Here is a 26,793-nt window from a genome sequence, read left to right on the forward strand (position 1 = left end):
CGGGCGTCGTTCATGTGTGCGTCGCACATTCGATCCTCTGTACGCCTGAACCGGCCCATATTCAGTCACACAAGGGATATTCTCGGCACGCTCGGAGATGGCTGGGCCAAATCCGTTCCCATACCGGTCAGTTGTGGTGCTGAATGGAAAGCGCGGGAATACGCAACGGCGGTGCGCCCGGCACGGCGAGAGGGGCGTGGCGCCAACCGGCGGCTGAGAGGGGTTTGTTCGTGCCAGCTTTCCCACACAGCACTTCACCGACGGCGACCGCGGTCGCGGTTCCACCGGCGTTATGTCTGCCGGTCGTCGAGACCGCGTTTCCCCGTCGGCTGCACCCGTATTGGCCCCGTCTCCAGGAGAAGACGCGCGCCTGGCTCCTCGAGAAACGGCTCATGCCTGCGGACAAGGTCGAGGAGTACGCCGACGGGCTCTGCTACACCGACCTGATGGCCGGCTACTACCTGGGCGCCCCCGACGAGGTCCTCCAGGCGATAGCGGACTACAGCGCGTGGTTCTTCGTCTGGGACGACCGCCACGACCGCGACATCGTCCACCGGCGCTCGGCGGCCTGGCGGAGGCTGAGGTTCCAGCTCCACGCCGCCCTGGACTCACCCACGCACCATCTGCACCACCCCGACCCTCTGGTCGCCGGGCTCGCGGACAGTGTGGGCCGGATGTACGGGTTCCTGGGCGAGCGGTGGAACCGGCGCTTCGCCCGGCACTTCCACGCGGTGATCGAGGCCTACGACCGGGAGTACCGCAACCGCACCCGCGGGACCGTCCCGACGGTCGAGGGCTATCTGGACCTCAGGCGGCTCACCTTCGCGCACTGGATCTGGACCGATCTGCTGGAGGCCGCCGCGGGCTGCGAACTGCCCGACGCCGTACGGAAACACCCCGCATACCGGCGGGCCGCCCTGCTGAGCCAGGAATTCGCCGCCTGGTACAACGACTTGTGCTCGCTCCCCAAGGAAATCGCGGGGGACGAGGTCCACAATCTGGGAATCAGTCTCGTCCAGCACGAGGGCATGACACTCGAAGAAGCCGTCGGAGAAATGCGGCGGCGGATCGAGGAATGCATATCCGGTTTCCTCGCCGCCGAAAAGGAGGCGCTGCGGTTCGCCGACTCCCTCGCGGGCGTCACCGTGCAGGGAAAGGAACTGAGCGGAACCGTGAAGGCGATCGTCGCAAACATGCGGAACTGGTTCAGCGCCGTGTACTGGTTCCATCACGAGTCCGGCCGCTACATGGTCGACAGCTGGGACGACCGCTCCACACCCCCGTACGTCGACAACGAAGCGGCAGGTGAGAAATGACCCTGGAATCGCTCGGTCCAAAGGCGCCCGGGACGGCGGCACCCGCGGCCGTCCCCCCGCTCGCCGGGGGCGGAATCCCGCTCCTCGGCCATGGCTGGACGCTCTTCCGCGACCCGCTCGGCCTGCTGGGCCGGCTGCGGGGGGACGGCGGTGTCGTCCGTCTGAAGCTCGGGCCGAAGACGGTCTACGCGGTCACCACCCCGGAACTCGCCGGGGCGCTCGCGCTCAGCACCGACTTCGAGATCGGCGGCCCGCTGTGGGAGTCCCTGGAGGGGCTGCTCGGCAAGGAGGGCGTCGCCACCAGCAACGGTCCGCTGCACCGGCGTCAACGGCGCACCATGCAGCCCGCCTTCCGGCAGGAGGCCGTCCCCGGCTACGGGCCGGTGATGGCCGAGGAGGCGCGCGCCCTCGTGGAGCGCTGGCGGTCCGGCGCGGTCATCGACGTGACGACGGAGTCGTTCCGGGTCGCCGTGCGCGTCGCCGCCCGCTGTCTGATGGGCGGCACCTATATGGACGAACGGGCCGAGCGTATCTGCGCCGCGCTCGCCACGCTCTTCAGCGGCATGTACCAGCGCATGGTGATACCGCTCGGGCCCCTCTACCGCCTGCCTGTTCCGGCCAATCGCACATTCAATCGGGCATTGGCCGATTTACATCTGCTCGTGGATGAGATCGTCGCCGCCCGCCGGGCATCCGGTCACAAGCCGAACGATTTGCTGATGGCTTTGCTGGAGGCGAAGGACGGCAACGGCGAGCCCATTGGGGAACAGGAGATCCACGACCAGGTCGTCGCCATAGTGACGGCCGGGAGCGAAACAGTGGGCTCCATGGTCATGTCGCTTCTCCAGGTGCTCAGTGACCATCCGGAAGAGGCGGACAAGATCCGCGACGAAGTGAAAGCCGTGACCGGCGGGCGGCCGGTCGCATTCGAGGACGTCCGGAATCTGCCGTACACCGCCCATGTCATCGTCGAGACAATGCGGCTGCGCCCCGCGGTGTGGATTCTGACGCGGCGAGCGGTGGCCGACACCCGGCTCGGCGGCCACCGCATTCCGGCCGGGGCGGACGTCGTGTACAGCCCCTACGCGATCCAGCACGACCCGCTCTCCTACGAGGCCCCCGAGCGGTTCGACCCCCACCGCTGGCGCCCGGAGCGCGCCAAGGACGTCCCCAAGTACGCGATGACCCCCTTCGGGGTCGGCAACCGGAAGTGCCCCGGGGACCACTTCTCGATGGCCGAACTCACCCTGATCATGGCCGAGGTGGCGTCCGCCTACCGCTTCGAGGAGGCCCCCGGCTCCGACCCGAGGCTCCGCATCGGCATCACCCTGCGCCCGCGCAGGCTGCTGCTGACGCCCCTTCCCCGGTGACCCCCGGTGCGCGACGGGCCGTTCCGAGGGCCCCGGCCGCGCGCCGCGGCCGGTCAAACGCCGCCGGTCCGGCGCCCGTGGCTCATCACCACGGGCGCCGGACCGGCGTTGTGCTGGGGGTCCCGGAGACTCAGAAGTCCTCGTCCAGGTCCACGGTGCCCTCCACCGCGACCTGGTACGCCGACGGACGGCGCTCGAAGAAGTTGGTCAGCTCCTGGACGCCCTGGAGCTCCATGAAGGAGAAGGGGTTCTCCGAGCCGTACACCGGGGCGAAGCCGAGGCGCGACAGACGCTGGTCGGCGACGCACTCCAGGTACTGCCGCATCGAGGCGGTGTTCATGCCCGGCAGGCCCTCACCGCACAGGTCGCGGGCGAACTGGAGCTCGGCCTCGACGGCCTCCCGCAGCATGTCGGTCACCTGCTGCTGGAGCTCGTCGTCGAAGAGCTCCGGCTCCTCCTTGCGGACGGTGTCGACCACGTCGAAGGCGAAGGACATGTGCATCGTCTCGTCGCGGAACACCCAGTTGGTGCCGGTGGCGAGACCGTGCAGCAGACCCCGGCTGCGGAACCAGTACACGTAGGCGAAGGCGCCGTAGAAGAACAGGCCCTCGATGCACGCGGCGAAGCAGATCAGGTTCAGCAGGAAGCGGCGGCGGTCGGCCTTGGACTCCAGGCGGTCCAGGTGGTCCACCGAGTCCATCCACTTGAAGCAGAACTCGGCCTTCTCCCGGATGGACGGGATGTTCTCCACGGCCGCGAAGGCCGCGTTGCGGTCCTCCGGGTCGGGGAGGTAGGTGTCCAGCAGCGTCAGATAGAACTGGACGTGCACGGCCTCCTCGAACAGCTGGCGCGACAGGTACAGGCGCGCCTCCGGGGAGTTGATGTGCTTGTACAGCGTCAGCACCAGGTTGTTCGCGACGATCGAGTCGCCCGTCGCGAAGAAGGCCACCAGACGGCCGATCAGGTGCTGCTCCTCCGGGGACAGCTTCGCGAGGTCGGCCACGTCCGAGTGGAGGTCGACCTCCTCCACGGTCCAGGTGTTCTTGATGGCGTCCCGGTAGCGCTCGTAGAAGTCGGGGTAGCGCATCGGACGGAGGGTCAGCTCGAAGCCCGGGTCGAGCAGGTTCTGGGATCGGGTGGTCATTACTGGCAGGCCTCGCAGGACTCGGGGTTTTCCAGGGAGCAGGCGATGGCGTCGGGGTCGGCCACCTGCTGGACGGGGATGGACGCACGCGCCTGCGCCTGGGCGGCGCGGGCGATCCGGGTCGCCGGACGCGAGCGGAGGTAGTACGTCGTCTTCAGGCCCGACTTCCAGGCGTAGGCGTACATCGAGGAGAGCTTGCCGATGGTCGGCGTCTCCAGGAACAGGTTCAGCGACTGCGCCTGGTCCAGGAACGGGGTGCGGGCCGCGGCCATGTCGATCAGACCGCGCTGCGGGATCTCCCACGCCGTGCGGTACAGCGCCCGCACGTCGGCCGGGATCCACGCGAAGTCCTGCACCGAGCCGTTGGAGTCGCGCAGCGCCTCACGGGTGCGCGCGTCCCAGACGCCCAGGTCCTTGAGCTCCTGCACCAGGTAGGAGTTGACCTGGAGGAACTCGCCGGACAGCGTCTCGCGCTTGAACAGGTTGGAGACCTGGGGCTCGATGCACTCGTAGACGCCCGCGATGGAGGCGATGGTGGCGGTCGGCGCGATGGCCAGCAGCAGCGAGTTGCGCATGCCGACCGTCGCGATCCGCTCGCGCAGCGCCGCCCAGCGCTCCGGCCAGTTCAGCTCGACGTCGAAGTGGTCGTGGTGCAGCACACCCTGGGCCGTACGGGTCTTCTCCCAGGCCGGCAGCGGGCCGTTGCGCTCGGCCAGGTCCGCGGAGGCCTCGTAGGACGCCAGCATGATGCGCTCGGCGATCCGGGTGGACAGCGCCTTGGCCTCGGGCGACTCGAAGGGCAGGCGCAGCTTGAAGAAGACGTCCTGGAGACCCATCGCGCCCAGGCCGACCGGACGCCACTTGGAGTTGGAGCGGCCCGCCTGCTCGGTCGGGTAGAAGTTGATGTCGACCACGCGGTCGAGGAAGGTGACGGCCGTGCGGACGGTCTCGTCCAGGCGCTCCCACTCGATCTCGCCGCCGCTGACGAACGCGCCGAGGTTGATGGAGCCCAGGTTGCAGACTGCGGTCTCGCCGTCGTCCGTGACCTCCAGGATCTCCGTGCAGAGGTTGGAGGAGTGGACCACGTGGCCCGCGGTCGCCGTCTGGTTGGCGGTGCGGTTGGCGGCGTCCTTGAAGGTCATCCAGCCGTTGCCGGTCTGCGCGAGGGTGCGCATCATGCGGCCGTACAGCTCCCGGGCCGGGATGGTCTTCTTGGCGAGCCCGGCGGCCTCGGCCTTGCGGTAGGCGGCGTCGAACTCCTCGCCCCACAGGTCGACCAGCTCGGGCACGTCCGCGGGGGAGAACAGCGACCACGGCTGGTCGGTGTTGACCCGGCGCATGAACTCGTCCGGGATCCAGTGCGCGAGGTTCAGGTTGTGCGTACGCCGGGCGTCCTCACCGGTGTTGTCGCGCAGCTCCAGGAACTCCTCGATGTCGGAGTGCCAGGTCTCCAGGTAGACCGCGGCCGCGCCCTTGCGGCGCCCGCCCTGGTTCACGGCGGCGACGGAGGCGTCCAGCGTCTTCAGGAACGGGACGATGCCGTTGGAGTGGCCGTTGGTGCCGCGGATCAGCGAACCGCGGGAACGGACACGGGAGTAGGCGATGCCGATGCCGCCGGCGTGCTTGGAGAGGCGGGCGACCTGGTGGTACCGGTCGTAGATGGAGTCCAGCTCGTCCTTGGGGGAGTCCAGGAGGTAGCAGGAGGACATCTGGGGGTGCCGGGTGCCGGAGTTGAAGAGGGTGGGCGAGGAGGGCAGGTAGTCGAGACGGCTCATCAGCCCGTAGAGCGCCGCGACATCGTCCACCGAGCGGGCCGAGTCGTCCTCCGCGAGACCGGCGGCGACGCGCAGCAGGAAGTGCTGGGGCGTCTCGACGACCTTGCGGGTGATCGGGTGCCGCAGCAGGTAGCGGCTGTGCAGGGTGCGCAGGCCGAAGTAGCCGAAGCGGTCGTCGGCACCGGTGTCGATCAGGGCGTTGAGCCGGTCCGCGTGCCGCTCCACGAAGTCGGCGGTCCGGTCGGCGATCAGGCCCTCGCGGTGCCCGACGGCGACGGACTCGGTGAAGCAGGTGACGCCCTGGGAGGCCGCCTCGGCACGGATCCCGATCGTCAGCAGCCGTGCGGCCAGCCGGGAGTAGGCGGGGTCCTCGGAGATGAGGCCCGCGGCCGCCTCCGTGGCCAGCTCGCGCAGTTCCGCCTCGTCCGCCCGCGCGGACCGGCCGCGCAGCGCGGCTGCGGCGACCCGGCCGGGGTCGGCGTCGGGGAGGTCGGCGGTCAGCTCGGTCAGGGTACGCAGCAGCGCGGTACCGGGACCGTCGGTCCCGTCGGTCACCGCGGACGGTACCGATGCCGGTGTCGCTGAAGCCGGGTCGGCTGGCGCGATGGTCACGTGGGGCTCTCCCTCGCTCGGCACGGGGCCTGGCGGAGGGCGGGGGCGGCTCACGAGCGTGCGCGGGCGCGCGTCCACCGGCCCAACTCCACGAGGCCCGGACGTCGTCATGCGCCCGGGCCGGTCGGCCGGGCGCGCTGTCGGCAGGTCCTCGGACTGACGCTTGGACGCGTCCGTCCGGGGACGGACAGGTACAAGTACACCGTTGCGGGACAGTTCCGGATTCGCACCGGATTCCCCTGCGACGACAGCGAGCATGAGCATACATCTTGTGCCGGGTCGCGGCGTCACCCCCAGATGTTGTGCCGTGTCGGCTTCGGAGCGTGTCAGAGTGTCAACGCAAAGGTGAGAAGCGCGAGGTCGCCGCGGTACCGGGGGCGGATTCCCCTTCCGCTCAGGTGTGCGAGTGGAGTCGACGCGCCCCGGTTGGGTGGGTGATGTGCAGGATGCGCCGGGCGGACGCCACCGCACGCTCACCGCAGGCCGGTGCGGCGCCGGGCGTGTCGGGCGGCCGGGGCTCGCGCCGCGGGGCCGTCCGGGGGTGACGCCGGGCCTCTCCGCCGCCCGGCGGCCATGCCCCCCGGTGGGCTTCTGCGGGTACGGCAGCGGGCCGCCGGATCACTCCGACGGCCCGCGTCCGCCCGGCCGGGAAGGAGGCGCCAGGGAGCCTCAGTGCACCGAATCGGCCGTGGCCGGGGGCAGTTCCACCTCGACCCCGGCGTCGCCCGCGTCCGCCGTGTAGTCCGCCGGGCTGGTCTCGTCGACGCCCTCGGGGGCCTTCAGGACCCGGAGGGCGACGGTCAGGACCACCGTGACGAGGACGTTCAGTACAAAGGCGGTCAGACCGATGTAGCCGATCTCACCGATGCCCGGGATCTCCTTCGCTGAGCCCCCGAAGTGCTTCTGGGTGGGGGAGGCGACACCGTAGGCCGCGAGAGTGCCGTAGATCATGCCGACCGCCCAGCCCGCGAGCAGTGCCCAGCGGTGGAACCACCGGGTGAAGAGCCCGCCGACCAGGGCCGGGAAGGTCTGGAGGATCCAGATGCCGCCCAGCAGCTGGAAGTTGATGGCGACCGTTTTGTCCATGGTGAGGACGAAGACCAGGGCGCCCACCTTCACCAGCAGCGATACGATCTTGGAGACCCGGGTCTCCTCCTGCGCCGTGGCGTCCGGCTTGATGAAGTCCTTGTAGATGTTGCGGGTGAAGAGGTTGGCGGCCGCGATGGACATGATCGCCGCCGGGACCAGTGCCCCGATGCCGATCGCCGCGAAGGCCACCCCGGCGAACCAGTCCGGGAACATGTCTTCGAACAGCTGCGGAATCGCCAGCTGTCCGTTCTGCACCTTCACGCCCGCCGCGATCGCCATGAAGCCGAGCAGCGCCAGCAGACCCAGCATCAGCGAGTACAGCGGCAGGATCGTGGTATTGCGGCGGATCACCTCACGGCTGCGCGAGGACAGCGTCGCGGTGATCGAGTGCGGGTACATGAACAGCGCCAGCGCGGAGCCCAGCGCGAGCGTCGCATAGGTCCACTGCCCCGCGGGGGCCGGTACGAGGCTCCCCGCGCCGGTCGTGGCGAACTTCTCACCCGCCTTGGCGAAGATGTGGTCGAAGCCGCCCAGCTTGATCGGGATGTAGATGATCGCGACCGCGATGACGATGTAGATGAGCGCGTCCTTCACGAACGCGATCAGCGCGGGGGCCCGCAGTCCCGAGGAGTAGGTGTACGCGGCCAGCACACCGAAGGCGATCAGCAGCGGCAGGTCCTTGACGAACCAGTTGGTGTTCTCGCCGCCGCCCACGCCCATCACGTCCAGCACCGCCTGGATGCCCACCAGTTGGAGCGCGATGTACGGCATCGTCGCCAGGATGCCGGTGACCGCCACCGCCAGCGACAGCCCCTTCGAGCCGAAGCGTCCGCGCACGAAGTCGGAGGTCGTGACGTAGCCGTGCCGGTGCGACACCGACCACAGCCGGGGCAGGAAGGTGAAGATCAGCGGGTAGACCAGGATCGTGTACGGCACCGCGAAGAAGCCGGACGCACCCGCCGCGTAGACCGCCGCGGGCACGGCGACGAAGGTGTACGCCGTGTACAGGTCACCGCCGAGCAGGAACCAGGTGATCCAGGTGCCGAAGGACCGCCCGCCCAGCCCCCACTCGTCGAGGCTGTGCTCGTTCTCGGCCCTGCGCCAGCGCGCCGCCAGGAAGCCCAGCACGGTGACGGCCAGGAAGAAGAACACGAAGACGCCGAGCGCGACGCCGTTCACTCCGTCCTTCACTGCGGCACACCCCCCTCACGGCCGCCGCGGTCGCGCCGGTCCCGCTGCCACAGCCGGTACGCGATCATGGTCAGCGCCGTGGAGATCAGCACCCACAGCATCTGGTACCAGTAGAAGAACGGGATGCCGATGAAGGCGGGACCGGTCTTGGCGTAGGAGCCGACCCACAGCATCGCGGCAAAGGGCGCCACGAGGCAGAGGGCGATCACGACGCGCAGTGGCGTCACTCCCGCCGCTCCGGTCGCATCCGGCTGTTCTGACATCTGGTGACTCCGTCCCCTCGCTGTTCACCCGGGTAATGCGCAGGCAATGTAGGTGACGTCGTCCCGGCAGCGGAAGCCCTTGTCCGGATATCGGTCCCGGTGGCGGCGCGGGAATGGGTCCCGGTGGCGGCGCGGGAACCCGCGTCCGGCTCAGTCCTGCGGCCGCTTCAGGCGGGCCACGAACTTGTAGCGGTCCCCCCGGTACACCGAGCGCACCCATTCCACCGGATGGCCCTGCCGGTCCAGCGAGTGCCGGGAGAGCATCAGCATCGGCAGGCCCACGTCCGTGCCGAGCAGGCCCGCCTCGCGGGGGGTGGCAAGCGAGGTCTCGATGGTCTCCTCGGCCTCGGCGAGACGGACGTCGTAGACCTCTGCGAGCGCCGTGTAGAGAGAGGTGTATCTGACCAGCGAGCGGCGCAGCGCCGGGAAGCGCTTGGCGGACAGGTGCGTGGTCTCTATCGCCATCGGCTCCCCGCTCGCCAGCCGCAGGCGCTCGATGCGCAGCACCCGGCCCCCGGCCGAGATGTCGAGCAGTCCGGCGAGGGTGTCGTCGGCGGTGATGTAGCCGATGTCCAGCAGCTGGGAGGTCGGCTCCAGGCCCTGGGCCCGCATGTCCTCGGTGTACGAGGTGAGCTGGAGCGCCTGGGAGACCTTCGGCTTGGCGACGAAGGTGCCCTTGCCCTGGATGCGCTCCAGGCGGCCCTCGACGACCAGCTCCTGGAGGGCCTGGCGCACGGTCGTGCGGGAGGTGTCGAACTCCGCGGCGAGCGTGCGCTCGGGCGGTACCGGCGTTCCGGGCGGCAGCGTCTCCGTCATCTCCAGCAGATGCTTCTTCAGACGGTAGTACTTGGGCACGCGCGCGGTGCGGACGGCCGCCCCGCCCTCGTTCTCCGCACTGCTGACGTCGGTGCTCATGGTCTGCCTTCCCGGCTCCGGATGCCGAAGTGACCGACACGCCGTCGGTCGCGGCTCACATCGTGGCACGGCTTTCCACGGGGGTGCCCCGCACATTCCGCGATCCCCGTCACGCGCCCGGGGATCCCCTCTGTATACCGTCGGCACCCCCGCTGGTCTAGTCCACCGCACCGAAGTGGTCCAGTCGGCCGGGCCGCCACTGGCCTGCCCTTTTCGCTGGGTTCTTGCTTAAAGGTCCTTGCATATGTAGGTCCCATAACGGACGCCCGGAGCGCGGTGCGCACCCTTGACACTCCTATTGGTCTGGGCCAGGCTCCCCGTACTGGTCTACACCATTGGTCCAGTTCCCGGCCCCACGTGCGGTACTCGTCATCGGTCGCCGCGGGGACAAGGGGGGTTTGTGGCATCCCTGAGGAGGGTGGGCGTGAAGCGCAAGCTGATAGCCGCGATCGGAATCGCGGGCATGATGGTCTCCATCGCGGCGTGCGGGGGCGGGGACGACAAGTCCGGGGGGTCGGACGCCAAGGAGCTCACCGTCTGGCTGACGGTCGACGCGCAGAACAACTGGCCCGCGCTGGTGAAGGCCGCCGACGACGCCGTGGCCAAGAAGCACCCCGGCGTGAAGATCAAGCACGAGTACTACGGCTGGCCGGACAAGAACACCAAGCTCGACGCGGTCCTCGCCACCGACAAGGCGCCCGACGTGGTCGAGATGGGCAACACGGAGATGCTCGGCTACATGGTCAAGGGCGCCTTCGCCCCGGTGGACCCGGCGAAGTTCGACAACTCCGCCCAGTGGCTGGACGGCCTCAAGGCCTCCGTCACCTACGACGGCAAGACCTACGGCGTCCCCTACTACGCCGGCGGCCGCGTCGCCAACTGGCGCAAGGACATCGCCGCCTCGGCGGGCATCAGGACGCCCCCGAAGACGTACCAGGAGCTGACCGCCGACCTGGACAGGATCCAGAAGAAGGAGGGCGGCAAGTTCAACGCCTGGTACCAGCCGACCCGCGACTGGTACGCGGCCATGTCCTTCGTCTACGACGCAGGCGGCTCCATCGCCAAGGAGGAGGGCGGCCAGTGGAAGGCCGACCTCTCCTCGCCCGGCTCCCTCAAGGGCCTCACCGAGTTCAAGCACGTCGTCGACACCTATATGCACGGCGACAAGACCAAGGACGAGTCCGACCGGTACATCGTCTACGGCCAGGGCAACTCCGCCATGATCTTCGGCGCCGCCTGGGAGGGCGCGACCGCGGCCGACCCCAAGAACGACAAGACCGGCAAGCTCAAGGACAACCTCGAGAACTTCGTGATGCCCGGCCCGTCCGGCAAGAACATCCCGGTGTTCCTGGGCGGTTCGGACCTCGCGATCCCGGTGAAGTCCAGGGCACAGGACCTGGCCGCGGAGTGGATCAACGCCTTCACCGGCACCCAGGGCCAGAAGGGCCTGATCGCCAAGGGCAACCTGCCCAACAACAAGACCGACCTCGCCACGCTGAAGAACGACCCGGCGACGGCGGTCCCCGCCACCGCGGCCGAGTCCAACTGGTTCGTCCCGATGGCACCGGGCTGGGGCCAGGTGGAGAAGGCGCAGATCCTCCAGACCATGCTCCAGGACATCGGCACCGGCAAGAAGTCGGTCGAAGCCGCCGCGAAGGACGCGGACGCCGCGATCGACAAGGTCATCAACACCAAGTGACCTGCGCACAGGGCCCCTCGGCCCCGGGGGGAGCCCGGGCCGGGGCCCTGTGTCCCGTTCGACCCGAGGGACCGCTGAGGAGCGCGCGATGAGTGCCGCAGACACCACCACCCCCGCCAAGGTGCCGCCGCCGCGGCCGGCGCCGCCACCCGCCGCCCCGGGCCGCCCGCGCGCCGGGCGGAGACCGGGCGGCGCCGCGGTGCCCTGGCTGCTGCTCGCGCCCTGCCTGCTGGTGCTCGCCCTGGTCATGGGCTATCCGCTGGTCCGCCTGGTCACCCTCTCCTTCCAGACCTTCGGCCAGTCCCAGCTGTGGGGCTTCAAGTCCGCCCCATGGGTCGGGTTCGCCAACTTCGGCAAGGTGCTGGGGGACGGGGAGTTCTGGGCCGTCGTCCTGCGCACGGTGGTCTTCGCCGGCGGGTCCGTGGTCCTCACCATGGTCCTGGGCATGGCCCTCGCGCTGCTGCTCCAGCGGGTCTCCCGCTGGCTCAGGACGCTGATCAACATCGTGCTGGTGGCCAGCTGGGGCATGCCCGTCATCGTGGCCACCACCGTCTTCAAATGGCTCTTCGACTCGGACTACGGCGTCTTCAACGCGCTGCTGAGCAAGCTGCCCGGCATCGACATGACCGGCCACAACTGGTTCGCGTCGGGGCCGCAGGGCCTGGCCGTGATCATGCTCCTGGTGGTGTGGGGCGCCGTGCCCTTCGTGGTCATCACCCTCGGCGCGGGCCTCACCCAGGTGCCCAGGGAACTGGAGGAGGCGGCACGGCTGGACGGCGCCGGTTCGTGGGGCGTCTTCCGCCATGTCACCCTGCCGGTCCTGCGCCCCGTCATCGTGATGCTGACGACCCTGTCGGTGATCTGGGACATGGGCGTCTTCCCGCAGGTGTTCGTGATGCGGGGCGGCCACCCCGAAGCGGACTTCCAGGTCCTCAACACCTATTCCTACGACCGCGCCTTCGTGGTCAACGACTATGCGCAGGGCGCGGCGATCGCCCTGATCACCGTGGTGCTGCTGCTCGGCGTGGTCGCCGTCTACATGCGCCAGATGCTGAAGATCGGAGAGGTGGAATGAGCGCCCTCGCACCCGGCGGCCGCCGAAGGACGCGGCTCGGCTGGAACATCCTCGGCCTCCTGGTCTTCGTCACCGCCGGTTTCCCGCTCTACTGGATGCTGAACACGGCGTTCAAACCGGCCAGGGACGCCATCGACGCGGACCCCAGCCTGCTGCCGACCGGCATCACGCTCGACAACTTCCGCCGCGCGCTGGACATCGCGGACTTCTGGGGGCCCGTCGGCCGCTCCCTGACCGTCTCCCTGACGGTCGTGGTGATCGGCATGGCCATCGGCCTGCTGGCCGCGCTCGCCATCTCCCGGTTCGCCTTCCGCGGCCGCAAGGTCGTGATCGTGGGCATCCTGGCGGTGCAGATGGTCCCGCTGGTCGCCATGATCATCCCGGTCTTCCTGATGCTCAACGACCTCGGGCAGTACGACAGGCTGACCGGTCTGATCATCACGTACCTGACCTTCATCCTCCCCTTCACCGTGTGGACGCTGCGCGGCTTCATCGTCAACATCCCCAAGGAGCTGGAGGAGGCCGCCATGGTCGACGGCTGCTCCCGCACCGGCGCCTTCCTGCGCGTGGTCTTCCCGCTGCTGGCCCCCGGCCTGGTCGCCACCTCGGTCTACGGCTTCATCCAGGCCTGGAACGAGTATCTGTACGCCCTGATGCTGCTCAGCCAGGAGCACCAGACCGCGACCGTGTGGCTCGGCAACTTCACCACCAAGCACGGCACCGAATACGCCCCGATGATGGCCGGAGCCACCATGATGGCCGTGCCCATCGTCGTCCTGTTCCTCCTCGTCCAGCGCAAGATGGCCGCGGGCCTGACCGCGGGCGCCGTGAAGGGATAACGCCACCCGATGACGACATTCGCCAGGGGCACCGACACCCTCACCCGTGACGCTCTGACGGTCCTCCAGCCCGGCTTCACCGGCACCACCGCCCCCGACTGGCTGCTGCGGCGGCTCGGCGAGGGACTGTCCGCCGTGGGCCTGTTCGGCCGGAACATCACCTCCCCGCAGCAGCTCGCCGCCCTGACCGCCCAGTTGCGCGCCGAACGCGAGGACGTCCTCGTGGCCATAGACGAGGAGGGCGGGGACGTCACCCGGCTGGAGGCGCAAGGGGGCTCCTCCTTCCCGGGCAACCACGCGCTGGGCGCCGTGGACGACACGGAGCTGACCGGGGCGGTGGCGCACGCGCTGGGCCGCCGCCTCGCGGAGTGCGGGGTCAACCTCAACTGGGCGCCCTCCGCCGATGTGAACTCCAACCCCGCCAACCCGGTGATCGGTGTGCGGTCGTTCGGCGCCGGTACGGAGCTGGTGGCCCGCCACACCGCCGCCTATGTCCGCGGACTCCAGTCGGCGGGCGTCGCCGCCTGCACCAAGCACTTCCCCGGGCACGGCGACACGGCGGTCGACTCCCATCTCGCGCTGCCGCGCATCGACGCGCCGGAGCCGGTGCTCCACCGGCGCGAACTGGTCCCCTTCCGGGCGGCGATCGGGGCCGGAACCCGCGCCGTGATGAGCGCGCACATCCTGGTCCCGGCCCTGGACCCGGACCGCCCGGCCACCCTGTCCCGGCGGATCCTGACCGACCTGCTGCGCGGCGAACTCGGCTACGACGGCCTGATCGTCACCGACGGCATGGAGATGCGGGCGATCGCCGGGACCTACGGCATCGAACGCGGCAGCGTCCTTGCCGTCGCGGCGGGCGCGGACGCCATCTGCGTGGGCGGCGGCCTCGCGGACGAGGAGACGGTACGACGGCTGCGGGACGCCCTGGTGGCCGCGGTGCGCTCCGGCGGACTGGCCGAGGAGCGGCTCGCCGAAGCGGCCGAGCGGGTCCGGGCGCTGGCCCGGTGGGCGGCCTCGGCGGCCCGGAGCACCGCGGGCCTGCCGGATCCCGGCGCCGCCACCGGTCTGCTCGCGGCCCGGCGCGCCCTGGCGGTCACCGGCGCGGAGGGCTTCGTCCCGCTCACCGAGCCGCCGTATGTCGCCGCCCTCACTCCCGTCGCGAACATCGCGGTGGGCGACGACACCCCCTGGGGCGTGGCCGCGGAGCTGGCGCGCATGCTCCCGGGCACCGACACCGGCAGCTTCGCCGGGCAGACGGCGGGGCGGGCCGTGCTGGAGGCCGCCGGGGACCGGCGGATCGTGGCGGTGGTCCGCGACGAGCACCGCCACCCGTGGATGGCCGGGGCCCTCGACGAGATCCTGGCCCGGCGCCCCGGCACCGTCGTGGTCGAGATGGGCCTCCCGGGAGCCGCCCCCCGCGGCACTCCGCACATCGCGACCCATGGAGCGGCACGGGTCTGCGGACGGGCCGCGGCGGAAGTCATCACGGGCGTCCGGCACCCCGACGGGACCTGAGCCCGGCCCCCTCCGGGGGAGACGCCGGGGAGCGGCGCCTTTCCCCGGGACGGCTGGGGTCTTTCGTTTGGATCGAGCCCGGCATGATCCAAACGAAAGACCCTAGATCCCCTGCCAGGCGGGCTTGTTGGCGTAGGCGTGGCGGAAGTAGGCGGCCAGCTTCAGCTTGGCCGCGGCGGCCTCGTCCACGACCACGGTCGCGTGCGGGTGGAGCTGGAGCGCGGAGGCCGGGCAGACCGCGGCGACGGGCCCCTCCACGGTCGCGGCGACCGCGTCCGCCTTGCCCTCGCCGGTCGCGAGGAGCACCAGGTGGCGCGCCTGGAGGATGGTGCCGATGCCCTGGGTGATGACATGGTGCGGCACCTGGTCGATGTCGCCGTCGAAGAAGCGGGCGTTGTCGGCCCGGGTCTGCTCGGTGAGCGTCTTGATCCGGGTCCGCGAGGCCAGCGAGGAGCACGGCTCGTTGAAGCCGATGTGCCCGTCGGTCCCGATGCCCAGCAGCTGGAGGTCCACCCCGCCGGCCTCGGCCAGCGCGCTGTCGTACGCCGCGCACGCCGCCCGTACGTCCTCGGCCGTGCCGTCCGGCCCGAGGAACGCGTCCATCCCGATGCCGAGGGGTGCGAGCACCTCGCGGGCGAGCACCGAGCGGTAGGACTCCGGGTGGTCGGCGGGCAGGCCCACGTACTCGTCGAGCTGGGCGATCCGCGCCCGCGAGGTGTCGACGGCACCGGACCGCACCCGGGCCGCCAGCGCCTCGTAGACGGGCAGCGGCGTCGATCCGGTGGCCACGCCGAGCAGGGCGTCGGGAGTGCGCCCGAGCAACTGTGCCATGGCCTCGGCGATGAGCTCGCCGCCCGCCTTGGCGTCCGGGACGATGACAACTTCCACGCTGGGCCTGCCGATCTGAGGAGGGGCTCGCGTGGGAAGCCGGGGGGCGCACACGCGAGGACACATGTGGTATAGACCAATCTAGCAGAACCGCCCCCTCGGGGAAGGGGACGCGGCACCGGATCCGGACGTCCCGGCCGCCTGTCCAGGGGCGGCCGGGACGCGCCGACGGCCGAGCGGCGGAAAACCGTCCCCCGTACGGGCCGAAGGCCGCTACTCTGCGGGGGAGGGCGCCGGAGGCGGCCGCGCGGTGTCCGGCGAAGAGACCACAACAAACCTCCGCCGGTGCATGGACACCTGCGCCCGGACCCAGCACCATGGTCCATGGCACGTGGTCTAGTCCACATCCATGGATACAGCGCGTAAAGTGTTGTCGTCGTTCTCCCCACGAGCGAGGACAGCCCCCACACAGACCTCCGTCCTCCCCGCACAGGAGGACGGACCGAGGAACCGGCGCTCTCTGCCCTGACTGCTCCGGCTCCTCGACCATCGGCCGATCGGGACCGCACACCCCGTGGCCGTTGCTGCTCCGGGCTGCGGTGCCGGGAGGGTTGAGGGTCCCTCCCAGGCGCCGCGGCCCGCGGGTGCTTCCGGGGCCCGTGCGCGGTGCGGGGGCCGCCGCCCGGCGGCCGATTCCGAGCGTTGTCACAGCTCCCGGGTACCCTCGCAGACGTGCCCTCCATGAACGAACTGGTGCGCCAGCACACCGACCTCAGCGACTCCGACCTGGAGTGGCTCCATCTGCTGGTGTCGGAGTGGCAGCTGCTGTCCGACCTCTCCTTCGCCGATCTGGTCCTGTGGGTGCCCACCCGGGACGGCACCCGGTATGTCTCGGTGGCGCAGATGCGCCCCAACACCGGCCCCACCTCGTACCAGGACGACATGGTCGGCCATCTGGTCCCGCGCGGCCGCCGCCCCCTGCTGGACGCCGCCCTGGACGAGGGCCGGATCGTGCGCGAGGGCGACCCGGAGTGGCGCGAGGAGGTCCCGGTCCGGGTCGAGTCCATCCCCGTACGGCGCGAGGGCCGCGTCCTCGGCGTGATCGCGCGCAACACCAATCTGCTGACCGTGCGCACCCCGAGCCGGCTGGAGCTGACCTATCTCCAGAGCGCCTCCGACCTGGCGCAGATGATCGCGGCCGGCTCCTTCCCCTTCCCCGACCAGCAGGTCGACATGGACGCCTCGCCGCGGGTCGGGGACGGGCTGATCCGTCTGGACGTGGAGGGCGTCGTGCAGTACGCGTCGCCCAACGCGCTCTCGGCCTACCACCGCCTGGGCCTGGCCTCCGACCTGGTCGGCCAGCACCTCGGCCACACCACGGCCGAACTCGCCCCCACCCGGGGCCCCGTGGACGAGGCGCTCGCCAAGGTCGCCAGCGGCTGGGCGCCGCGCGAGTTCGAGATCGAGGCCAGCGACGGGGTGATCCAGTTCCGGGCGATCCCCCTCAAGCCCAAGGGCACCCGGATCGGCTCGCTCGTCCTGCTCCGGGACGTCACCGAACTGCGCCGCCGCGAGCGCGAGTTGATAACCAAGGACGCGACCATCCGGGAGATCCACCACCGGGTGAAGAACAATCTCCAGACGGTCGCCGCCCTGCTCCGCCTCCAGGCCCGGCGCATCGAGTCCGAGCGCGGACGGGAGGCTCTGGAAGAGGCCGTACGGCGGGTCGGCTCCATCGCCATCGTCCATGAGACGCTGTCCCAGAACCTGGACGAGCGGGTGGAGTTCGACGAGATCGCCGACCGGGTGCTGGCCATGGTCGCCGAGATCTCGCCCGGCACGGTCACCGGCCGGCGCAGCGGCCGCTTCGGCGTCCTGGACGCCGAGGTCGCCACCCCACTGTCCATGGTGCTCACCGAGATCCTCCAGAACGCGCTGGAACACGGCTTCCGCCAGGGCGAGACCGGCACCGTCGAGGTCACGGCGGTCCGCGGCGGGACGACCAAGGAGGCCCGCCTCCTGGTCACCGTTCAGGACGACGGGGTCGGCCTCCCCGAGGGCTTCGACCCGCACCGGGCGGGCAATCTCGGTCTCCAGATCGTCCGGACGCTGGTGGAGGGCGAGTTGGGCGGCACCTTCGACATGGTCCCGGCGCCGGTCCGGGGGACCCGGGTGATCCTGGACCTCCCGGTGCGCGCCCAGACCTGACGCCCGGGTCCCGAGGGGTCCCGGACCCGCGTCGGCACAGCAATGAGCCCCGGACCACAAGTGGTCCGGGGCTAAAGCTCAGTTGCCAGCTATTGCTGCGCACCGGGGGTACTGCGCGCTGCGGCTCGGGGGCGGGAGATGCGTACTCGCTCTCTACGGATTCATGCCGTGAGGCACACGCGCCGCCAAGCTGAGGCCCGTATGGGGCGGGTGTGTCAGGCGGAGGCCTGACGGGCCCGGTTGCGAGCGGCGCGGCGCTTCATTGCGCGGCGCTCGTCCTCGCTGAGACCACCCCAGACGCCGGAGTCCTGACCGGACTCGAGCGCCCACTGCAGGCACTGCTCGATAACCGGGCAGCGACGGCAGACGGCCTTGGCTTCCTCGATCTGCAGCAGCGCAGGACCGGTGTTGCCGATGGGGAAGAAGAGCTCGGGGTCTTCCTCGCGGCAAACGGCGTTGTGACGCCAGTCCATGGCTGCTACCTCTCCTGGTATTACGTGCAGGTTGCTTGTGAATGTGAACGCTTTCACGAATCCCTCAACAAGTGAAGGGCCGATCGTCAGACGTCACTGACGTGGTCCTGTGGATTGAGGAGGGGTTCGGGCTCTCTGTGGAGGCTGATGGTGCGTGCCGTCCCGAGCGCCACGTAGAGACTCGCAAACCTCAGCGGCGGATACAACCCCTTCCGGAAAGTTTTTTTTGATTCCTTGGTGTCGACTAGGTCACAGCCGTACTTCCAAGGGGTGGATCCTGGCCTAAACGTTCGACTGAAAGGAGTTTGGGGTCTTCTGCTCACACAATCACACGCAGTGCACGGCGTACGCCTGTGAACGTCACGCTGGTGCGCAGTCCCAGGTGGTCCCCGTCCATCTGGAGGGGTAGCGGCACCTTCGAATGCAAGGTGAAGCCGCTCAGATCGTGCAGGGAGAGCACATGCTTGCCGCGGGGTCCCCGCTCGGGGGACGAAGTGAGCAACTGCGTGGCATACCGGGCAACCGAGGCCGTCGACATACGGCTGAGACCGAGTACGTCGAGCCCCGTGTCGAACGACGCCTCGGGAGACGCGTACACCGGACGATTGCCGAGAAACGTCCAGGGCGCGGTGTTGCAGATTATGGACAGGACGAGGTTCTCGATCGGCTCCTCGCCGGGCCGCTCCAGGGTGATCGCTCCGTGCCGGCGATGGGGTTCGTCCAGAAACTGGCGCATCACCTGGCGCAGATACAGCGCATGCGTCGAGCGCCTGCCCCGCTCCCGCTGCTGTTCGACCCGGCCCACCACACCGGCGTCGAAGCCCAGCCCGGCGTTGAAGGTGAACCAGCGGGCGGGCACCGCCTCGTCCTCGGTGCCCGGGGTGCCCTGCGCCAGGCCGAGGCCGACCGTGCGCTCGGCGCCCTCGCGCAGGCCGTCGAGGATCGCGCCGGTGGCCTCCACCGCGTCATTGGGGATGCCGAGGGCGCGGGCGAAGACATTGGTCGAGCCGCCGGGCACGACGGCGAGGCGGGGCAGCCGGGCCGGGTCCGGGCCGTGGTGCAGCAGACCGTTGACGACCTCGTTGACCGTGCCGTCGCCGCCGAGCGCCACGACCAGCTCGACGTCCTCGCTCTCCGCGGCCTGGCGGGCCAGGTCCCGGGCGTGCCCCCGGTACTCGGTGGTGACCGCCTCGAGCTTCATCTCGCTCGCCATGGCGTGGATCAGTACGTCACGGGTACGTGCGCTTGTGGTGGTTGCCGCCGGATTGACCACGAGAAGTGCACGCATGGGTTGCAGGTTACCTACTCGGCGGTACTCGTCCCAGGCCGAGGTAGGGAACCGGTAAGAGGAAGGGGAGTGGCCTTGGGCACAGTGGACGCGGGTCCGGCCCCTGCCGAGGGCTACCCTTCAGGGGTGACCGCTGAGCAGAACCTCGTCCCCCCGGCCCCCGGCGCGGAGCCCCGTCCCGCGCGGCTGACCGCCGCGGCGGCCCTCGCGGGCCTGGAGGGCCTCGCCCTCGCCGCGGGCGGTGTCTGGATGCTCGTCCTCGGCCTCACCGGCTCGCCGGACGACCGCCAGGGGGCCGTCACCGGCGGCATCACCCTGATCGTCCTCGCGCTGCTGCCCCTGCTGGCCGCGCGCGGTCTGCTGCTGCGGCGCCGCTGGAGCCGTGGGCCCGCGGTGATGACACAGCTCATGGCGCTGCCGGTGGCGTACAACCTCCTCCAGGCCGACAGCGTCGCCATCCCGGCCGGTATCGCGCTCGCGGTCGTCGCGGTGGCGTCCCTGGTGCTGCTGGTGAACCCGGCGACCACCCGGGCACTCGGCATCCGGGGGCCGGAGAGCGCGCAGGACCAGCAGTAGGCGCACGGCCGACGGCGGGGCCCGCCGCCGCGGGCACCGGGGCGACCGGCGTCCGGCCGCCCCCGGGTCACTCCTCGACCAGCAGCTTCTCCCGCAGCTGGGCCAGGGTCCGGGCGAGCAGACGCGAGACATGCATCTGGGAGATGCCGACCTCCTGCGCGATCTGCGACTGCGTCATGTTGCCGAAGAAGCGCAGCAGCAGAATCCGCTTCTCCCGCGGCGGAAGGTCCTCCAGCAGCGGCTTCAGCGACTCCCGGTACTCCACGCCCTCCAGCGCCTCGTCCTCCGCGCCGAGGGTGTCCGCGACCGCGGGGGACTCGTCGTCCGTGTCGGGCACGTCCAGGGAGAGCGTCGAGTACGCGTTGGCCGACTCCAGGCCCTCCAGGACCTCTTCCTCCGAGATCGCCAGCTTCTCGGCCAGCTCATGGACCGTGGGGGAGCGGCCGTGCAGCTGGGACAGCTCGGCGGTGGCCGTCGTCAGGGCGAGGCGCAGCTCCTGGAGACGCCGGGGCACCCGCACCGCCCAGCCCTTGTCCCGGAAGTGGCGCTTGATCTCGCCGACCACCGTGGGGGTCGCATAGGTCGAGAACTCCACCCCGCGGTCCGGGTCGAAGCGGTCCACCGACTTGATCAGGCCGATGGTGGCGACCTGGGTCAGGTCGTCCAGCGGCTCCCCGCGGTTGCGGAAGCGGCGCGCGAGGTGCTCGACGAGCGGCAGATGCATCCGGACCAGCCGGTTGCGCAGCTCCGCGTACTCCGGGCTGCCGTCCTTCAGCGCGCGCAGCTCGACGAACATCGACCGCGCCCCGCTGCGGTCCTGCGGCTCGTGCTGCGCCCCGCTGCGGTTCTGCGGCTCGTGCTGCGCGCCGCCCGGCACGCTCTGCTCGGCGTTTCGCTCGTGCTCGCTCATCGTCCCGCCCGTCACCCTTCCCCGCGCTCTCGGCTCGTCCCCCGCTTTCGACCGTGCTCGAGCGGGGGGACCCCCATGAGCCGGGGAGGCCCCACGTTCTTCGGAGGGTGTGCTCCGCGGGGCGCCGTCCGGCTCCCCCCGTCCGGTGTCCCGCGCGGAGAGCGCCTCCCCGGCCCCCGGAGCCCCCGGCTGCGCGGGGGCCGCGACGGCCGAGGCGCCGTCCTCCGGGTGCGGACGGGCCTGCTCCGGGATGCCGTCCACACTGCCCGCCGCCCGCCGCGACCCGTTCGGGCCGCCGGTGGTCCCGGCGGAGAGGTCTCGTGTGCCGCGCTCTTCGTCCCGCACCGGCCCGTCCCCGTTCGTCACGCCGGCCCGGGACCCGCGCCGCGCTGTTTGTAGAGGCTGATGGACACGGTCTTGTCGTCGGCGACCGCGGAGGAGACCTTGCCGGCCAGGGCCGACAGCACCGTCCAGGCGAAGGTGTCCCGTGACGGAGCGTGACCGTCGGTGGTCGGAGCGGCGACCGTGACCTCGAGCGAGTCGTCGATGAGCCGGAAGACACAGCTGAGCACCGAGCCGGGCACGGCCTGCTGGAGCAGGATCGCGCAGGCCTCGTCGACCGCGATGCGCAGGTCCTCGATCTCGTCGAGGGTGAAGTCCAAACGGGCTGCGAGGCCGGCAGTGGCCGTGCGCAGCACCGACAGGTAGGCACCCGCTGCCGGAAGCCGGACTTCCACGAAGTCCTGGGTCGCGGGCTCGCCTGCGATCTGGGACACCCTCACCTCCAAGGTGGTACAAGCATTTTCGGGGGCCGAGGGTCGCCCCCCGGGGTAACGCCCTACGTGGTTCAGCGGTGACGCTATCGCGCTACCGGTTTTTCTGTCCCCGCGACCCCGGCCCCTTGCTGTCACTCATAGTAAACCTATGTATACGCACAGTGGCTAGGGGTCTGCGGGCCCAATTGGGAAGAGGGCGCGCCGGTTTGACGTACCCAGGCGTCAGACCGTCGAACCGTCCGGATCCAGGGTCACACGAGTACATGGTCGACGAAGCACCAGCGCCAGTCCTCACCCGGCTCGTAGGTCCGCATCACCGGGTGGCCGGTCTCCTTGTAATGCGTCGTCGCGTGTTGCAGGGGCGAGGAGTCGCAGCAGCCCACGTGCCCGCAGTCCAGACACAGCCGCAGTTGCACCGGGTGGGTGCCGGCGGCCCGGCACTCCAGACAGGTCTCGCTCTGCGCCTCCGGTTCGGGGTGCGGCAGCGCGTCGGCGTGCGTGCACTGTTTCATGATTGCCAGGTTACGACGGGTCCGCGGGAAGCCGCGCGAATATCGAGGGGCGGGCGGAAGAGATGAACGTGTTGCCGCTGCTGGTGCTGGTCGCGGGCAGCGCGGCCGTGGCGGGGGCCGCGCGGCGCACCCCGGTGCCAGCGCCGCTGCTGCTGGTCGCGGCGGGACTCGCCCTCTCGTCTGTGCCGGGGGTGCCGGAGTACACGCTCGACCCGGAGATCGTGCTGCCGCTGGTGCTGCCGCCCCTGCTGTACACCGCGGCCGCCGACAGCTCCTATCTGGACCTGCGGGCGCAGCTGCGGCCGGTGGCGCTGCTGTCGGTCGGCTATGTGCTCTTCGCGACGCTCGCGGTGGGCTGGGCCGCCTATCTCATCGTGCCGGACCTGCCGCTGACCGCGGCCCTGGTCCTCGGGGCGGTGGTGGCGCCGCCGGACGCGGTCGCGGCCACCGCGGTGGCCCGGCGGGTGGGGCTGCCGTCCCGGATCACCACCATCCTCCAGGGCGAGTCGCTGGTGAACGACGCGACCGCGATCACCGCCTACAAGGTGGCGCTCGCGGCGGCCGTCGGGGAGGGCGCCACCTGGGCGGGCGGGGTGCGCGAGTTCGCCCTCGCGGCGGTCGGCGGTGTCGTGGCCGGTCTGCTGCTGATGGTGCCGATCCACTGGCTGCGGACGCATCTGAAGGAGGCGCTGCTCCAGAACACCCTGTCGCTGCTGATCCCCTTCGTCGCCTACGGGGCCGCGGAGTGGGCGCACGCCTCGGGGGTGCTGGCCGTGGTGGTCGTCGCCCTCTACCTCGGCCACCACAACTGGCAGGTCGACTTCGCGACCCGGCTCCAGGAGGAGGCGGTGTGGAAGATGGTCGCGTTCCTCCTGGAGTCCGCGGTGTTCGCGCTCATCGGACTCCAGCTGCCGGTGGTCCTGCGGGGTCTCGGCCCCTACGAGGGCACCCGCGCCGCCTGGTACGGGCTGGCCGTGTTCGTCGTGGTCGCCGTCTCGCGGTACGTGTGGGTGTACCCGGCGACCTTCCTGCCGCGCGCGCTGTCGTCACGGATCCGCGGGCGCGAGGAGAACCCGACCTGGAAGGCGCCGTTCATCATCGGCTGGGCCGGGATGCGGGGCGTGGTCTCCCTCGCCATCGCCTTCTCGATCCCCCGCACCGTGCACGGCGGCGGCCCCTTCCCGGGCCGCAACCTGATCCTCTTCCTCACCTTCACCACGGTCATCGGCACCCTGGTGGTGCAGGGGCTCACCCTGCCCCCGCTGATCCGGCTGCTCAGGCTTCCGGGCCGGGACCCCCAGGCGGAGACCCTCGCCGAGGCCAACGCCCAGGCGCAGGCCTCACGCGCCGCCGAGCGGCGCCTCGGCGAACTCCTGGACGACGAGCGCAACGCCCTGCCGCCGCCCCTGGCCGACCGTCTGCGCACGGTCCTGGAGCGCCGCCGCAACGCGGTGTGGGAGCGTCTCGGCTCGGTGAACCCGACGACCGGTGAGACGGCCGACGACACCTACCGCAGGCTGTCGCGGGAGATGATCGGCGCCGAGCGTGAGGTCTTCGTCAAGCTCCGCAACCACCGCTACATCGACGACGAGATGCTCCGCACCCTGCTCAGGCGGCTGGACCTGGAGGAGGCGGCGGCCTATCGCGAGACCGCCTGACCTCCGGCCCGGGGCGCGGTCCGCGGGTCCCGGAGCGGGGGGAACGGAGCGCCGGTGACCACCGCGGCCAGGCGCGACCCCGGCGGGAACGCGCCCTCCTCGGCCAGCGCGACAAGGCCGTAGAGCAGCTTGGCGACATAGAGACGTTCCACCGGGAGGGCGTGGCGCTCCTCGAAGTCCCGGGCGAATTCCTCCAGTTCCCCGGTGGTGCGCGCGTAGCCGCCGAAGTGGAAGCGGGTGTCCACGGTCCAGGAGCCCCGGCGGCCGCCGAAGGCCAGGGTCTGGAGGGCCGCCGTCTCCCGGTCGAGGAAGTCACCCTTGAGGACCGCGACCCCGAGGGCCCGCTGCCCGGGGGCCAGGCCCGCCGCCAGTCCCGCCAGGGTGCCGCCCGTGCCGCAGGCCACGGCGACCACGTCCGCCCGGCCGCGCAGTTCCTCACCGAGCGCGCGGCAGCCCCGCACGGCAAGGGAGTTGCTGCCGCCCTCGGGCACCGCACAGGCGTCCTCGGCGTCCGCCGCGCGCAGGATCCCGGCGAGCACCTCCGGCTCCGCGGCACGCCGGTATGTCGATCTGTCGATGAAGTGCAGCCGCATCCCGTCGGACACGCACCGGGCCAGGGACGGATTGAGCGGGCGGTCGGCCAGCTCCTGGCCGCGGACCACCCCGACGGTGTCCAGTCCGAGCAGACGGCCCGCAGCGGCCGTCGCCCGCAGATGGTTGGAGTACGCGCCACCGAAAGTGAGCAGGGTGCGACCGGCCGCGGCGTCGAGGTTCGGGGCGAGCTTGCGCCACTTGTTGCCGATCAGTTCCGGGTGGATCAGATCGTCCCGCTTCAGCAGCAGCCGGACCCCGCGCCGCCCGAAGCGCTCGTCCATGACCTCCTCCACCGGCGAGGGCAGGCGCGGCCGCAGCGCGGCGGTCTCGGGCGCCCCGTCCCGGCGCGGCACATCGGAGCTGGTCACCCGGCCATTGTCCGGCATCCGCCCTACGGCGCTGTCGGCGGCCGGGCTCGCATCGGCCGTTCCTCTCCCCTCGCGCCGGCCGCCCACGGACCGGCTTCCGCGACAGGTCCGCCGGCCGGCTCCCCGGACCCGCTCCCGCGGTGGTCCACCCGACGGAATCCCAGGATCCGAAACGGTGTCCCAGTCTGCCCGGGCCCGCAGTGATCCATTCCCGCTCTTTCGGGTAATGGCACCGGCACTCTCCGTGCTGAGAGGCTTCTTCCCGCAGATCAATGCGTGATCGGGAGGGGCAATATCCATGTCGGTAGGCGAAGAGGTCCGCGCGGAGCAGGGCAAGCCTCAGCAGAGTCTGGGCACCGCGGCCGCTCGGAATCTGGCCACCACCACCAAGTCCGCACCCCAGATGCAGGAGATCAGCTCGCGCTGGCTGCTGCGCATGCTGCCATGGGTGGGCGTGCAGGGCGGTACGTACCGGGTCAACCGCCGTCTGACCTACTCCGTGGGCGACGGCCGGGTGACCTTTGTGAAGACGGGCGACCAGGTCACCGTGATCCCCGCGGAGCTGGGCGAGCTGCCGGCTCTGCGCACCTACGAGGACCAGGAGGTGCTCGGCGAGCTGGCCCAGCGGTGCCAGCAGCGCCGGTTCGCGCCCGGTGACGTGCTCGCCGAGTTCGGCAGCCAGGCCGACGAGGTGTATCTGCTCGCGCACGGCAAGGTGGAGAAGATCGGCACCGGCCCGTACGGGGGAGACGCGGTGCTCGGCGTCCTGGCCGACGGCGCCTACTTCGGGGACCGGGCACTGCTGGACCCCGACGCCATCTGGGAGTACACGGCCCGCGCGGTCACCGCCTGCACGGTGCTCGCGCTGCCCCGCCGGGAGGTCGAACTCGTCGCGGAGCGCGCCGAGTCCCTGCGCGAGCACCTTGACGAGCAGCGCTCGGCCCCCGAGCAGGAGACCAACAAGTACGGCGAGAAGGCCATCGACCTGGCCGCGGGCCACAGCGGTGAGCCGGACATCCCGCACACCTTCGTCGACTACGAGGCCGCGCCCCGCGAGTACGAGCTGAGCATCGCCCAGACCGTCCTGCGCATCCACACGCGCGTGGCCGACCTCTACAACCAGCCGATGAACCAGACCGAGCACCAGCTGCGGCTGACGGTGGAGGCGCTGAAGGAGCGACAGGAACACGAGCTGATCAACAACCCGCAGTTCGGGCTGCTCAGCAACTGCGAGTACGACCAGCGGATCCAGCCCCACGACGGGGTGCCCAGCCCCGACGACATGGACGAACTGCTCAGCAGGCGCCGCGGCACCAAGCTGTTCCTCGCCCACCCGCGGGCGATCGCCGCCTTCGGCCGGGAGCTGAACAAGCGCGGACTCAACCCGGAGACCATCGACATCGGCGGCAACCGTGTCCCCACCTGGCGCGGCGTCCCGATGTTCCCGTGCAGCAAGATCCCGGTCACCGAGGCCCGTACGACCTCGATCATCGCCATGCGCACCGGCGAGGAGGAGCAGGGCGTCGTCGGGCTGCGGCAGACGGGCATCCCCGACGAGATCGAGCCGAGCCTGTCGGTGCGCTTCATGGGCATCAACGAGCAGGCGGTCATCAGCTATCTGGTGACGGCCTACTACTCGGCGGCCGTCCTGGTGCCCGACGCGCTCGGGGTCCTGGAGAACGTAGAGATCGGCCGCTGGAGGTGACGCCTCCGACCCCCGCCCGATCCCGGCGCGTTTCCACGGTCCGGCCGCCGTCCAGCGGCGGTGCACCGTGTTCCCGCGCGCCGGGGCGGGT

At 70.6% G+C, this 26,793-nt stretch carries 22 protein-coding genes and 1 riboswitch; of the genes, 10 read left to right on the forward strand and 12 right to left on the reverse strand.

Annotated elements, in window-relative coordinates:
- The first annotated feature begins 230 nt into the window (after nt 1–230).
- Nucleotides 231–1,316, forward strand: a complete 1,086-nt coding sequence (cyc1, locus tag ACIHAA_RS13605; RefSeq protein WP_399816460.1) for an epi-isozizaene synthase — start codon at nt 231–233, stop codon at nt 1,314–1,316.
- Nucleotides 1,313–2,686, forward strand: a complete 1,374-nt coding sequence (locus tag ACIHAA_RS13610; RefSeq protein WP_399816461.1) for a cytochrome P450 — start codon at nt 1,313–1,315, stop codon at nt 2,684–2,686. The genes cyc1 and ACIHAA_RS13610 overlap by 4 nt, the downstream gene beginning before the upstream one ends.
- Before the next feature lie 130 nt (nt 2,687–2,816).
- On the opposite strand, the gene ACIHAA_RS13615 is transcribed toward ACIHAA_RS13610, so the two are convergent.
- From ACIHAA_RS13615 to ACIHAA_RS13635, 5 genes are all read right to left on the reverse strand, one after another.
- Nucleotides 2,817–3,830 (reverse strand): ribonucleotide-diphosphate reductase subunit beta, encoded by a 1,014-nt coding sequence (locus ACIHAA_RS13615; RefSeq protein ID WP_399816463.1) that lies wholly within the window; start codon nt 3,828–3,830, stop codon nt 2,817–2,819.
- Nucleotides 3,830–6,217, reverse strand: a complete 2,388-nt coding sequence (locus tag ACIHAA_RS13620; RefSeq protein ID WP_399816466.1) for a ribonucleoside-diphosphate reductase subunit alpha — start codon at nt 6,215–6,217, stop codon at nt 3,830–3,832. Before ACIHAA_RS13620 ends, ACIHAA_RS13615 begins: the two co-directional genes overlap by 1 nt.
- A gap of 146 nt (nt 6,218–6,363) precedes the next feature.
- Nucleotides 6,364–6,456: riboswitch (cobalamin riboswitch) on the reverse strand.
- A gap of 430 nt (nt 6,457–6,886) precedes the next feature.
- On the reverse strand, nt 6,887–8,497 hold the full coding sequence (mctP, locus tag ACIHAA_RS13625; RefSeq protein WP_399816468.1) for a monocarboxylate uptake permease MctP: 1,611 nt from the start codon (nt 8,495–8,497) through the stop codon (nt 6,887–6,889).
- The gene (locus ACIHAA_RS13630; protein WP_399816469.1) at nt 8,494–8,760 is read right to left on the reverse strand and encodes a DUF3311 domain-containing protein; all 267 of its coding nucleotides are present in this window, start codon (nt 8,758–8,760) and stop codon (nt 8,494–8,496) included. Before ACIHAA_RS13630 ends, mctP begins: the two co-directional genes overlap by 4 nt.
- 150 nt (nt 8,761–8,910) lie before the next feature.
- On the reverse strand, nt 8,911–9,675 hold the full coding sequence (locus ACIHAA_RS13635; protein ID WP_399816471.1) for a GntR family transcriptional regulator: 765 nt from the start codon (nt 9,673–9,675) through the stop codon (nt 8,911–8,913).
- A 424-nt stretch (nt 9,676–10,099) separates the two neighbouring features.
- On the opposite strand from ACIHAA_RS13635, the gene ACIHAA_RS13640 reads away from it, so the two are divergent.
- The 4 genes from ACIHAA_RS13640 (at nt 10,100) to ACIHAA_RS13655 (ending at nt 14,806) form a co-directional block, all read left to right on the forward strand.
- Nucleotides 10,100–11,374: an extracellular solute-binding protein gene (locus ACIHAA_RS13640; RefSeq protein WP_399816473.1), complete on the forward strand. Its 1,275-nt coding sequence runs from the start codon at nt 10,100–10,102 to the stop codon at nt 11,372–11,374.
- An 88-nt stretch (nt 11,375–11,462) separates the two neighbouring features.
- Entirely contained in the window at nt 11,463–12,449 is a 987-nt protein-coding gene (locus tag ACIHAA_RS13645; RefSeq protein ID WP_399816475.1) for a carbohydrate ABC transporter permease, read from the forward strand.
- Nucleotides 12,446–13,288: a carbohydrate ABC transporter permease gene (locus tag ACIHAA_RS13650; protein ID WP_399816477.1), complete on the forward strand. Its 843-nt coding sequence runs from the start codon at nt 12,446–12,448 to the stop codon at nt 13,286–13,288. Before ACIHAA_RS13645 ends, ACIHAA_RS13650 begins: the two co-directional genes overlap by 4 nt.
- Before the next feature lie 9 nt (nt 13,289–13,297).
- The gene (locus ACIHAA_RS13655; RefSeq protein ID WP_399816479.1) at nt 13,298–14,806 is read left to right on the forward strand and encodes a glycoside hydrolase family 3 protein; all 1,509 of its coding nucleotides are present in this window, start codon (nt 13,298–13,300) and stop codon (nt 14,804–14,806) included.
- 102 nt (nt 14,807–14,908) lie between these two features.
- Here ACIHAA_RS13655 and nagB read toward each other — a convergent pair whose 3' ends face one another.
- Nucleotides 14,909–15,694, reverse strand: a complete 786-nt coding sequence (nagB, locus tag ACIHAA_RS13660) for a glucosamine-6-phosphate deaminase (RefSeq protein WP_399816481.1) — start codon at nt 15,692–15,694, stop codon at nt 14,909–14,911.
- A 672-nt stretch (nt 15,695–16,366) separates the two neighbouring features.
- On the opposite strand from nagB, the gene ACIHAA_RS13665 reads away from it, so the two are divergent.
- Nucleotides 16,367–17,842 (forward strand): sensor histidine kinase, encoded by a 1,476-nt coding sequence (locus tag ACIHAA_RS13665; RefSeq protein WP_399816483.1) that lies wholly within the window; start codon nt 16,367–16,369, stop codon nt 17,840–17,842.
- Nucleotides 17,843–18,057: 215 nt separating this feature from the next.
- On the opposite strand, the gene ACIHAA_RS13670 is transcribed toward ACIHAA_RS13665, so the two are convergent.
- Both ACIHAA_RS13670 and ACIHAA_RS13675 read right to left on the reverse strand, forming a co-directional pair.
- On the reverse strand, nt 18,058–18,315 hold the full coding sequence (locus ACIHAA_RS13670; RefSeq protein ID WP_003992873.1) for a WhiB family transcriptional regulator: 258 nt from the start codon (nt 18,313–18,315) through the stop codon (nt 18,058–18,060).
- A gap of 319 nt (nt 18,316–18,634) precedes the next feature.
- Nucleotides 18,635–19,603 (reverse strand): diacylglycerol/lipid kinase family protein, encoded by a 969-nt coding sequence (locus tag ACIHAA_RS13675; RefSeq protein WP_399816484.1) that lies wholly within the window; start codon nt 19,601–19,603, stop codon nt 18,635–18,637.
- A 126-nt stretch (nt 19,604–19,729) separates the two neighbouring features.
- Between ACIHAA_RS13675 and ACIHAA_RS13680 the strand changes: the two genes are divergently transcribed.
- Nucleotides 19,730–20,179, forward strand: a complete 450-nt coding sequence (locus ACIHAA_RS13680; protein WP_399816486.1) for a hypothetical protein — start codon at nt 19,730–19,732, stop codon at nt 20,177–20,179.
- A gap of 67 nt (nt 20,180–20,246) precedes the next feature.
- On the opposite strand, the gene ACIHAA_RS13685 is transcribed toward ACIHAA_RS13680, so the two are convergent.
- From ACIHAA_RS13685 to ACIHAA_RS13695, 3 genes are all read right to left on the reverse strand, one after another.
- The gene (locus ACIHAA_RS13685) at nt 20,247–21,434 is read right to left on the reverse strand and encodes a SigB/SigF/SigG family RNA polymerase sigma factor (RefSeq protein ID WP_399816488.1); all 1,188 of its coding nucleotides are present in this window, start codon (nt 21,432–21,434) and stop codon (nt 20,247–20,249) included.
- Between the two features lie 17 nt (nt 21,435–21,451).
- Nucleotides 21,452–21,865 carry an anti-sigma regulatory factor gene (locus tag ACIHAA_RS13690; protein WP_055492491.1) on the reverse strand — a complete coding sequence of 138 codons (414 nt, stop codon included), beginning with the start codon at nt 21,863–21,865 and terminating at the stop codon, nt 21,452–21,454.
- A 251-nt stretch (nt 21,866–22,116) separates the two neighbouring features.
- Nucleotides 22,117–22,377 (reverse strand): UBP-type zinc finger domain-containing protein, encoded by a 261-nt coding sequence (locus ACIHAA_RS13695; RefSeq protein ID WP_399816489.1) that lies wholly within the window; start codon nt 22,375–22,377, stop codon nt 22,117–22,119.
- Nucleotides 22,378–22,439: 62 nt separating this feature from the next.
- On the opposite strand from ACIHAA_RS13695, the gene ACIHAA_RS13700 reads away from it, so the two are divergent.
- Nucleotides 22,440–24,035, forward strand: a complete 1,596-nt coding sequence (locus tag ACIHAA_RS13700) for a Na+/H+ antiporter (RefSeq protein ID WP_399816491.1) — start codon at nt 22,440–22,442, stop codon at nt 24,033–24,035.
- Here ACIHAA_RS13700 and ACIHAA_RS13705 read toward each other — a convergent pair.
- A complete protein-coding gene (locus tag ACIHAA_RS13705; protein ID WP_399816493.1) occupies nt 24,017–25,015 on the reverse strand; it encodes a 1-aminocyclopropane-1-carboxylate deaminase/D-cysteine desulfhydrase in 999 nt (332 codons plus the stop codon). The genes ACIHAA_RS13700 and ACIHAA_RS13705 overlap by 19 nt on opposite strands.
- Before the next feature lie 280 nt (nt 25,016–25,295).
- Here ACIHAA_RS13705 and ACIHAA_RS13710 point away from each other — a divergent pair, with 280 nt between their 5' ends.
- On the forward strand, nt 25,296–26,702 hold the full coding sequence (locus ACIHAA_RS13710) for a family 2B encapsulin nanocompartment shell protein (RefSeq protein WP_399816495.1): 1,407 nt from the start codon (nt 25,296–25,298) through the stop codon (nt 26,700–26,702).
- Nucleotides 26,703–26,793 lie beyond the last annotated feature (91 nt).

The organism is Streptomyces sp. NPDC052040, assembly GCF_044548405.1.
Taxonomy (GTDB): Bacteria; Actinomycetota; Actinomycetes; order Streptomycetales; family Streptomycetaceae; genus Streptomyces.

Coding starts and splice junctions, on each gene's coding strand:
- ACIHAA_RS13610 (WP_399816461.1), top strand. CDS start 1,313: ATGACCCTGGAATCGCTCGGTCCAAAGGCGCCCGGGACGGCGGCACCC.
- ACIHAA_RS13615 (WP_399816463.1), bottom strand. CDS start 3,830: ATGACCACCCGATCCCAGAACCTGCTCGACCCGGGCTTCGAGCTGACC.
- ACIHAA_RS13630 (WP_399816469.1), bottom strand. CDS start 8,760: ATGTCAGAACAGCCGGATGCGACCGGAGCGGCGGGAGTGACGCCACTG.
- ACIHAA_RS13635 (WP_399816471.1), bottom strand. CDS start 9,675: ATGAGCACCGACGTCAGCAGTGCGGAGAACGAGGGCGGGGCGGCCGTC.
- ACIHAA_RS13645 (WP_399816475.1), top strand. CDS start 11,463: ATGAGTGCCGCAGACACCACCACCCCCGCCAAGGTGCCGCCGCCGCGG.
- ACIHAA_RS13650 (WP_399816477.1), top strand. CDS start 12,446: ATGAGCGCCCTCGCACCCGGCGGCCGCCGAAGGACGCGGCTCGGCTGG.
- ACIHAA_RS13655 (WP_399816479.1), top strand. CDS start 13,298: ATGACGACATTCGCCAGGGGCACCGACACCCTCACCCGTGACGCTCTG.
- ACIHAA_RS13670 (WP_003992873.1), bottom strand. CDS start 18,315: ATGGACTGGCGTCACAACGCCGTTTGCCGCGAGGAAGACCCCGAGCTC.
- ACIHAA_RS13675 (WP_399816484.1), bottom strand. CDS start 19,603: ATGCGTGCACTTCTCGTGGTCAATCCGGCGGCAACCACCACAAGCGCA.
- ACIHAA_RS13695 (WP_399816489.1), bottom strand. CDS start 22,377: ATGAAACAGTGCACGCACGCCGACGCGCTGCCGCACCCCGAACCGGAG.
- ACIHAA_RS13700 (WP_399816491.1), top strand. CDS start 22,440: ATGAACGTGTTGCCGCTGCTGGTGCTGGTCGCGGGCAGCGCGGCCGTG.
- ACIHAA_RS13705 (WP_399816493.1), bottom strand. CDS start 25,015: ATGCCGGACAATGGCCGGGTGACCAGCTCCGATGTGCCGCGCCGGGAC.
- ACIHAA_RS13710 (WP_399816495.1), top strand. CDS start 25,296: ATGTCGGTAGGCGAAGAGGTCCGCGCGGAGCAGGGCAAGCCTCAGCAG.